Origin of the sequence: Lacticaseibacillus manihotivorans DSM 13343 = JCM 12514 (assembly GCF_001435035.1) — a bacterium.
Lineage (GTDB): Bacteria > Bacillota > Bacilli > Lactobacillales > Lactobacillaceae > Lacticaseibacillus > Lacticaseibacillus manihotivorans.
The window spans coordinates 1-6627 of record NZ_AZEU01000191.1 but is presented as its reverse complement, the minus strand read 5'-3'; the positions used below and the strand labels follow the sequence as shown (position 1 = coordinate 6627).

Below are 6627 nucleotides of genomic sequence, written 5' to 3'. Positions count from 1 at the left end.
TTCAGACCGGCCAGATGCGATTTCATGTCCCAAATACCGAGGTGAATAATCCAGGCGAAGAAAGTAAAAGGTTGGTGCTTGAACGATTATGTTCGAATCAGTGATGGACGTTGCGGGTTCATCACCGGGTTTAGTGGTCTCTGGATGGCTCATATTAGGGATCGTCAGGGTGGTTTGGTTAAAAAGCTCGTGAGTCTGACTAAGCTTGCCTTTCTTCATCACACAGGAACTTGGAGGTGTACAACTTTACCAACAGATGTCTATGACATGCAATAAAGGTCGGGAGACAGAAAAAGTACGCCTCGTATTGAGACGTACTTTACTGTCGTGAAATGGTTTACTTTACTGCTCCGTTACTCATCCCAGCAATAATGTTCTTCTGGAAGATGACATAGACAATCGTGATGGTAATGATCCCAACGACGTACGATGCGAAACTGGGTCCGTAATCGTTGAAAAATTGGCCTTGATAGTTATATTGAAAAAGCGGCAACGTCCACATCTTAGAGTCCTTGTTCAAAATCAACAACGGCAGCATGAAGTCGTTCCAGAACCACAACGCGTTCATAATCAGCGTTGTCGCGTGCATCGGTTTCAGCATCGGGAAGACGATCTTGAAATAGGTCGTGATCTTGCTGGCACCGTCAATTTCGGCGGCTTCATCCAGACTCTCGGGCACGCCCATCTTAATGAACCCCACGTAGAGGAACAATGTCTGCGGTACCGCGTAAGTTAGGTACAGCAGCATTAACCCCCACATGTTGGCCAAGCCCAGCTTGCTCATCATGACGGTAATGGGAATCATGATGACTTGGAAGGGCACGAAGATCCCGAGAATCAGGAAGCTGTACATCAGGCTGAACGCTCGTTTCTTCGAAATGTTCCGGGCAATGGAGTAGGCAGCCATGGGCACGAAGAACATGACCAGCAGAACGGAGATGACGGTGATCACCGTGGAGTTCCAGAAGTAACCGCCAATGCCGTCGGCCAACAGCCGCCGGTAGTTATCCAGTGTACCGGGATTGGGGAAGGAGAAGAAATTCCCCATGATGTCCTTCGTGGTCTTGAAGGAACTGAAGACGGTGACCAGCAGCGGGATCAGAATGAGGATGCCGCCGACGGTTAACAGGATATATTTGCCAATGTTGCGTGTTTTCTTTTCTGTTTGCATGACGATCCTCCTAATCGATCTGGAACTTCTGGGATACCTTGATCTGAATTAGCGAAATGATGGCGATCAAGATGAACAGCACCAGGGCAATGGCGTTGGCGTAGCCGTACTGGTTGTTCTTAAAGGCGTAGTTGTAAACCAGCAGGCCCAAGGACGTGGTGGCGTCGCTGGGACCGCCGGACGTCAAGGCGAAAATCTGATCGAAGGCCGTCAGCCCGCCTTTTAGCGCCATGATGAAGACGATGGAGATACTCGGCAGCAGGTAGGGCAGTTCGATCTTCCAGAATATCGTAGTGTCGTTGGCCCCGTCAATACGGGCGGCTTCCTTGATTTCTTCGGGAATGCTCTGCAACCCGGCTAAGAAAATAACGATGGGCATGGCCACCCCTTGCCAGATCATGACGAAGACCACGGCCACGATGGCGCCGCCAGCGGTGCCCAGCAAACTGGTTTCCAGCGCTTTGATACCAAAGAACGAGCCGATTGCCGGCAAGCCGTAGTTGAAAATCTGCTTGAAAATCAAGGAGACAGTCAGCCCGGACAGGACGGCCGGGAAGAAGAACCAGGCCCGGAAGAACGTTTGGCCGTGGAACTTGGCGTTTAGGACCCGGGCAAACAGAATGCCCAAACCGATTTCGCCAATGATCATGGCCAGCGTCAAGATGATGGTGAAACCAATGGCCTTCATGAACTTCGGGTCGGTGGCGAGGATCTTGTAGTTATTGAAACCGACTAGGTGGAAGTTATACGTCAGCCCGGTCCAGTCGGTAAAACTGTAGAACGCCCCCTGAATCAGCGGCACATAGAAGAAAATGAGCTGCAATAGGACGGGAACGATCAGAAACAACCAACCCCAATATTTACTGATAAATTTCTGTAAACGCATGTTGTTTTCCCCCTCCTTAATTGCTGGCCTTCATCGGATTGAAGAAGGCGTTCAACGCGTGCACCAAATCCGACTTGCTGCCGTTCAACAGGTAGTTGGTGGTCAGTGTGAAGAAATCATTCTCACTGGTCCAATCCTGGGCCATCCAAACGAATTGATGCTTGGTAAAGGCGTATTTGGTGATGCCGCCCAGCGGCGAATTGATGCCCGCCTGCTTGACACCGATGACAGAACATGGCGACCCATCAACATCATAATATTTCTGCATCGCTTGGGGCGTAGTCATGTAGGCCACGAACTTTTCAGCCGCGGCTTTGTGTTTGGAACTGGATGAAATGGACAGGGCCAAGTCGCCGGAACCCACGGTGAGGCTTTCACCCTTTTCTTTACCCGGGAAGGCAAAGGTGCCGACCTTAAACTTGGGTTTCTGCTGCTGAATAACCGGATAGGCCCAGGAGCCGTTGGGCATGATCAGGGCATCGCCCTTGGTGAAGGCCACGACGGCGTCGTTGTAGCTGGCCCCGCGCCAGTTATTCTGAGCGGCGTTGTTCTTGTGCAGCAGATCAAGCCGGTTGAAATCCTGCTGCATGACCGGGTTGCTGGCTTTGATGCCGTTGACCGGACTGAACCGCAGAACTTGATTGGCTTTCTTCGCACTGCCGGCAACGGTGGCCAGGGCCAACTGATGATAACCGTTCAGTGTCCAGCCTTCAGTCCCGGCGAGAGCAAAGGGCGTCTTACCTTGCTCACGAATCTGTTTAACGAGGGCTTCGAATTCAGCCCAAGTTTCTGGGACTTTCAGCCCCATTTTGGCAAAGGCGGTTTTGTTGTAAAAGAACCCGTACACGTTGGCAGTCAGCGGTGCGTTATAGACCTTGCCGTTAATGGCGAATTGCTGGGCGTAATTGTTTTTGATGTTCTTTAAGTAAGGGGCCTTCGTCAGATCTTCGAAATAGCCGGCTTTCGCCCATTCCCGGTAATCGATGTTTTGCGGATAGATGTTAATGACATCGGGCACATCACCAGCAAGCACCCGGGTCTTCAATACATCGCCCGGGTTAGGGACGTTCGTAACTTTGACCTTGATCTTCGGATTCTTCTTCTCGAAGTCCGTCACAATTTGCTGCAAGGTCGTGGACATTTCCTTCTTCTGGTTGAAGAACTCGATGGTGGTTGTCCCGTTACTGCTGTTCTGGTTGCTGCCGCAAGCGCTAAGCAGCAAGGTGGTACTGGCGGCTAACAGGCTGATGCCGAGGATCTTTGTCAACCAATGCTTCATAATCTCCCACTCCTCTTAATTGATCGCTTTGAAATGATACTGGTGTGTCGTGAAGTCCTGCCGCTGCAAGGGCTGATATAACCCCATGTGCATCAGCTCGTCGCCGCCATAAACGGTGTGGGTGGCAGTGTCTTCATACTGCTTTACCGGATCCAGTCCGGCCATTTTCACGATATGGAACGCCGGCTGGCCGTCGTTCAGCAGTTGGAACGTAAACAGCAGCGCTTCGTTCTGGTCGGCAGAAACAAACATCCAGGCATAATCATTGCCGCTTTCCAGCCGGAGAAAATGGCCGAATTGGATCAGCGGGCGGATCTGCTTGTACACGGCGACTTGGGCCGCGACTTGTTTCTGTTCTGTTTTCGTCAGCTTGGTGAGGTCCAGTTCGTACCCGAACACAGCACTCATCGCCACGTTGCCCCGCGTCGCCAGCGACGTGCTGCGGCCAGTCTGTTCGTTTGGACTGACCGACACGTGCGCGGTGAAGGTGTTGGGCGGGTAGACCAGAGACGTACCATATTGGATGCCTAAGCGTGAAATGGCATCGGTGTTGTCGCTGGTCCAGGATTGCGGCATGTAGTAAGCAAAGCCAGTATCAATCCGGCCGCCGCCACCGGAACAACCTTCCCACAATACGTCAGGGTACTTGGTGGTCATTTCTTCCAGCAACGCGTAGAGCCCCAGTGTATAGCGGTGGAGCACTTCTCCTTGACGGGCAGCCGGCAAAGCGTGGGAATAGATGTCGCTCAGATGCCGGTTCATGTCCCACTTGATGTAGTCGATGTAACCCTGATCAAGCAAGTCAGAAAGCTGGCCGGCAATATTGGCGCGTACATCCTCCCTACTTAAATCTAGCACATATTGGAAGCGGCTCGGCGATGGTGCTCGTCCTGGTACCGCTAACAAATAATCAGGGTGGGCGCGATAGAGGTCAGAATCCTTGGAAATCATCTCTGGTTCGACCCAAAGACCGAATTTCAGACCTTGGTTATGTACGTAATCGGCGAAATGCTTCAAGCCCAGCGGGAACTTGTGACTGTCCACGACCCAGTCGCCCAGAGAGGTGGTGTCATCGTCCCGGTGGCCAAACCAGCCGTCATCCAAGACAAACATTTCGATGCCCAGTTTCTTGGCGGCATCCACGATAGGCCGCAATTTTGCTTCATTAAAATTGAAGTAGGTGGCCTCCCAGTTATTGACGAGGATCGGCCGTTCCTGGTCGCGGTAGCGGCCGCGGACCACGCGTTCCCGAATCAGGCGGTGGTAAGTCTGGCTCATGGCGTTCAGCCCTTGGTGGGAATAAACGAGGAGGGCTTCCGGCGTCTGGAATTCAGCGCCGCCGGCCAGTTCCCAGGTGAAACCAGCGGGATTGATACCGGCGACGACTCGGACTTGATCGATTTGATCTTTCTCTACCGTGAGGGCGTGGTTGCCGGAATAAACTAAGTCGATGCCATATACATCGCCGTGGAATTCATCAGCATCCGGGGCGGTGAGGGCGATGAAGTTGTTCATTTGGTGGCTGGTGGTGCCGCGGGTGCTGGCAAACTGTTTGATTCCGTAACCAACGACTTCTTTCTGGAGATGACGTTCGTTGGCGTGGGCGCCGGGGAGCGATAGCACGCGGTAGTCGCCGGCGGGGAAGTCGAGTTGGACCGACGCAGCCTGTTCCAAAGTGACGGCGGGCTGATCAGCCGGATTACGGAAGCACACGGAGCGGGCAATGACGGCCCGGTCGCGGTAAATGGTGTAGTACAGGTCAGCCTGTAAGCGGCTAGGCTGGTCCACAACGGTCACGATCAAGGTAGCCGCTTCATCGGGTGATTCCACATAAGCGGCAGGCAGACCGGGCAGTTTGGGTTTGCCCGGGACGATTCGGTGACTCGCATAGATAAAACGACTGGCTTGGGCACCATCGGCCTGACAAATCACGAAGGCTGGAATGCGAAAGTCTGCTTCGCCGCGACTGCTGATTTCTTGGGGCAGAGTGTCTAACGAAAAGCCGCGTTCCGGATCGGCCACCGGCAAGTTGCCGGCGAAGCCGCGATCCTTGCGGGGGTAGTGCCGTTCACCGTGGTAACCGGCGACCGCTTGGCCAAAGTACAAGTGGCCGAGCACACCGCCGTCTTCGATGGCGAATATGTAGCTGATCTGCTGGTTATGCAAATGGAATACCTGCGTTTTTGCGTCAAATGCAATCAAGTCTGCCATGAAAAATCCTCCTGTTTCGTGAAACCGTTTTCTACACTGCTTAGTGTACGGATTATGCGCAGTGAAAAACATGGCGGTGCCGGCCTATTCCATGGCATAATGATAAGTGAACATTTTGACAGATATATTAGGAGGAAGCCGAATGGAGTTTAAATACAAGCGGGTCGATATTGAACATGTAGACTGTAACGTTGTTTTTTATGGTCGAGAGCAGACCCGCCCTAACTATTCGTTCGGGGGAAACAACGTGCGGGACAGCTACGTACTCCATTACATTGTTTCCGGGAAGGGCCGGTTCGCCAGTGCCGGCCACAAATCCGTGGCGCTGGGAGCGGGGGATTGCTTTTTGCTGCCGCAATCTGTACCCTGCTTTTACCAGGCCGATGGGGAAGACCCGTGGGCCTACGAATGGATTGGGCTGACCGGCATGCATTTGGGGGAGTTGTTCGACCGCAGCGGATTAGCGGATAAGTATTGGCTCCGGCACGTTGACGGCAGTGCCTTCCAGGAGCAGTTCGCGGCGTTGTTTCAGGGCCTGCACAGCGGGCGGGCGGCAACTTTGGCCAATGAGCTGCAGGCCCAGAGCCAGCTGTACGCAATGTTTTATACCCTGTTAACGGAATTTCCGGGGAAAGGGGCGCAGGAACGGGTCGGCGCCACCGCCACAATGAACCAGGCCGTCGCTTTTATGCGCCAGAATTACCCGCGGCGCTGCAATGTCACCGACGTCTGCACCGCACTGCATGTGTCCCGGACCTATCTGTACACTCTTTTTCGCCGGTTTGTCGGGATGAGTCCGCAGCAATATTTAACCCAGATGCGGATGGACGAGGCGAAACAGCTCTTGCGCACGACTGATAATGCGGTGGATGAGGTGGCCGCTCGGGTGGGTTACAAGGATGCGTTTACATTCTCGAAAGCGTTCAAGCGGGCGGTGGGAGCGAGCCCCCGGAAATATCGGCAGTAATCTGAACACGCCTTGAAGCGGACTGATTTTGCTGCTGTTTCCTGAAAAAATATCAAAGGCTCTGGTGCAAATAGTCTGAGAGTGTGCCTTTTACCTAGTTGTTGATAGGGTGT

Annotated in this window: 5 protein-coding genes; 1 reads left to right on the top strand and 4 read right to left on the bottom strand. The window is 53.3% G+C overall.

All coding sequences use genetic code 11. The annotated features are described in order from the left end of the window. Window positions 1–337: 337 nt before the first annotated feature. Genes FD01_RS10780 through FD01_RS10765 form a run of 4 tightly spaced genes read right to left on the bottom strand, consistent with a single transcriptional unit; the run spans window position 338 to window position 5547 of the window. Entirely contained in the window at window positions 338–1171 is an 834-nt protein-coding gene (locus tag FD01_RS10780) for a carbohydrate ABC transporter permease (RefSeq protein WP_054719172.1), read from the bottom strand. A 10-nt stretch (window positions 1172–1181) separates the two neighbouring features. Beyond that, window positions 1182–2057: a carbohydrate ABC transporter permease gene (locus tag FD01_RS10775; protein WP_027828239.1), complete on the bottom strand. Its 876-nt coding sequence runs from the start codon at window positions 2055–2057 to the stop codon at window positions 1182–1184. Window positions 2058–2073: 16 nt separating this feature from the next. Continuing rightward, window positions 2074–3336 carry an extracellular solute-binding protein gene (locus FD01_RS10770; protein ID WP_056964253.1) on the bottom strand — a complete coding sequence of 421 codons (1263 nt, stop codon included), beginning with the start codon at window positions 3334–3336 and terminating at the stop codon, window positions 2074–2076. 15 nt (window positions 3337–3351) lie between these two features. Beyond that, window positions 3352–5547, bottom strand: coding sequence for an alpha-galactosidase (locus FD01_RS10765; RefSeq protein ID WP_056964251.1), 2196 nt, complete (start codon window positions 5545–5547; stop codon window positions 3352–3354). A 142-nt stretch (window positions 5548–5689) separates the two neighbouring features. Here FD01_RS10765 and FD01_RS10760 point away from each other — a divergent pair, with 142 nt between their 5' ends. After that, entirely contained in the window at window positions 5690–6514 is an 825-nt protein-coding gene (locus FD01_RS10760) for an AraC family transcriptional regulator (protein ID WP_054719175.1), read from the top strand. Window positions 6515–6627: the final 113 nt, after the last annotated feature.

Bases quoted from the DNA above. Each gene is read 5' to 3' on its own strand.
- FD01_RS10780 (WP_054719172.1), bottom strand. From the start codon at position 1,171: ATGCAAACAGAAAAGAAAACACGCAACATTGGCAAATATATCCTGTTA.
- FD01_RS10775 (WP_027828239.1), bottom strand. From the start codon at position 2,057: ATGCGTTTACAGAAATTTATCAGTAAATATTGGGGTTGGTTGTTTCTG.
- FD01_RS10770 (WP_056964253.1), bottom strand. From the start codon at position 3,336: ATGAAGCATTGGTTGACAAAGATCCTCGGCATCAGCCTGTTAGCCGCC.
- FD01_RS10765 (WP_056964251.1), bottom strand. From the start codon at position 5,547: ATGGCAGACTTGATTGCATTTGACGCAAAAACGCAGGTATTCCATTTG.
- FD01_RS10760 (WP_054719175.1), top strand. From the start codon at position 5,690: ATGGAGTTTAAATACAAGCGGGTCGATATTGAACATGTAGACTGTAAC.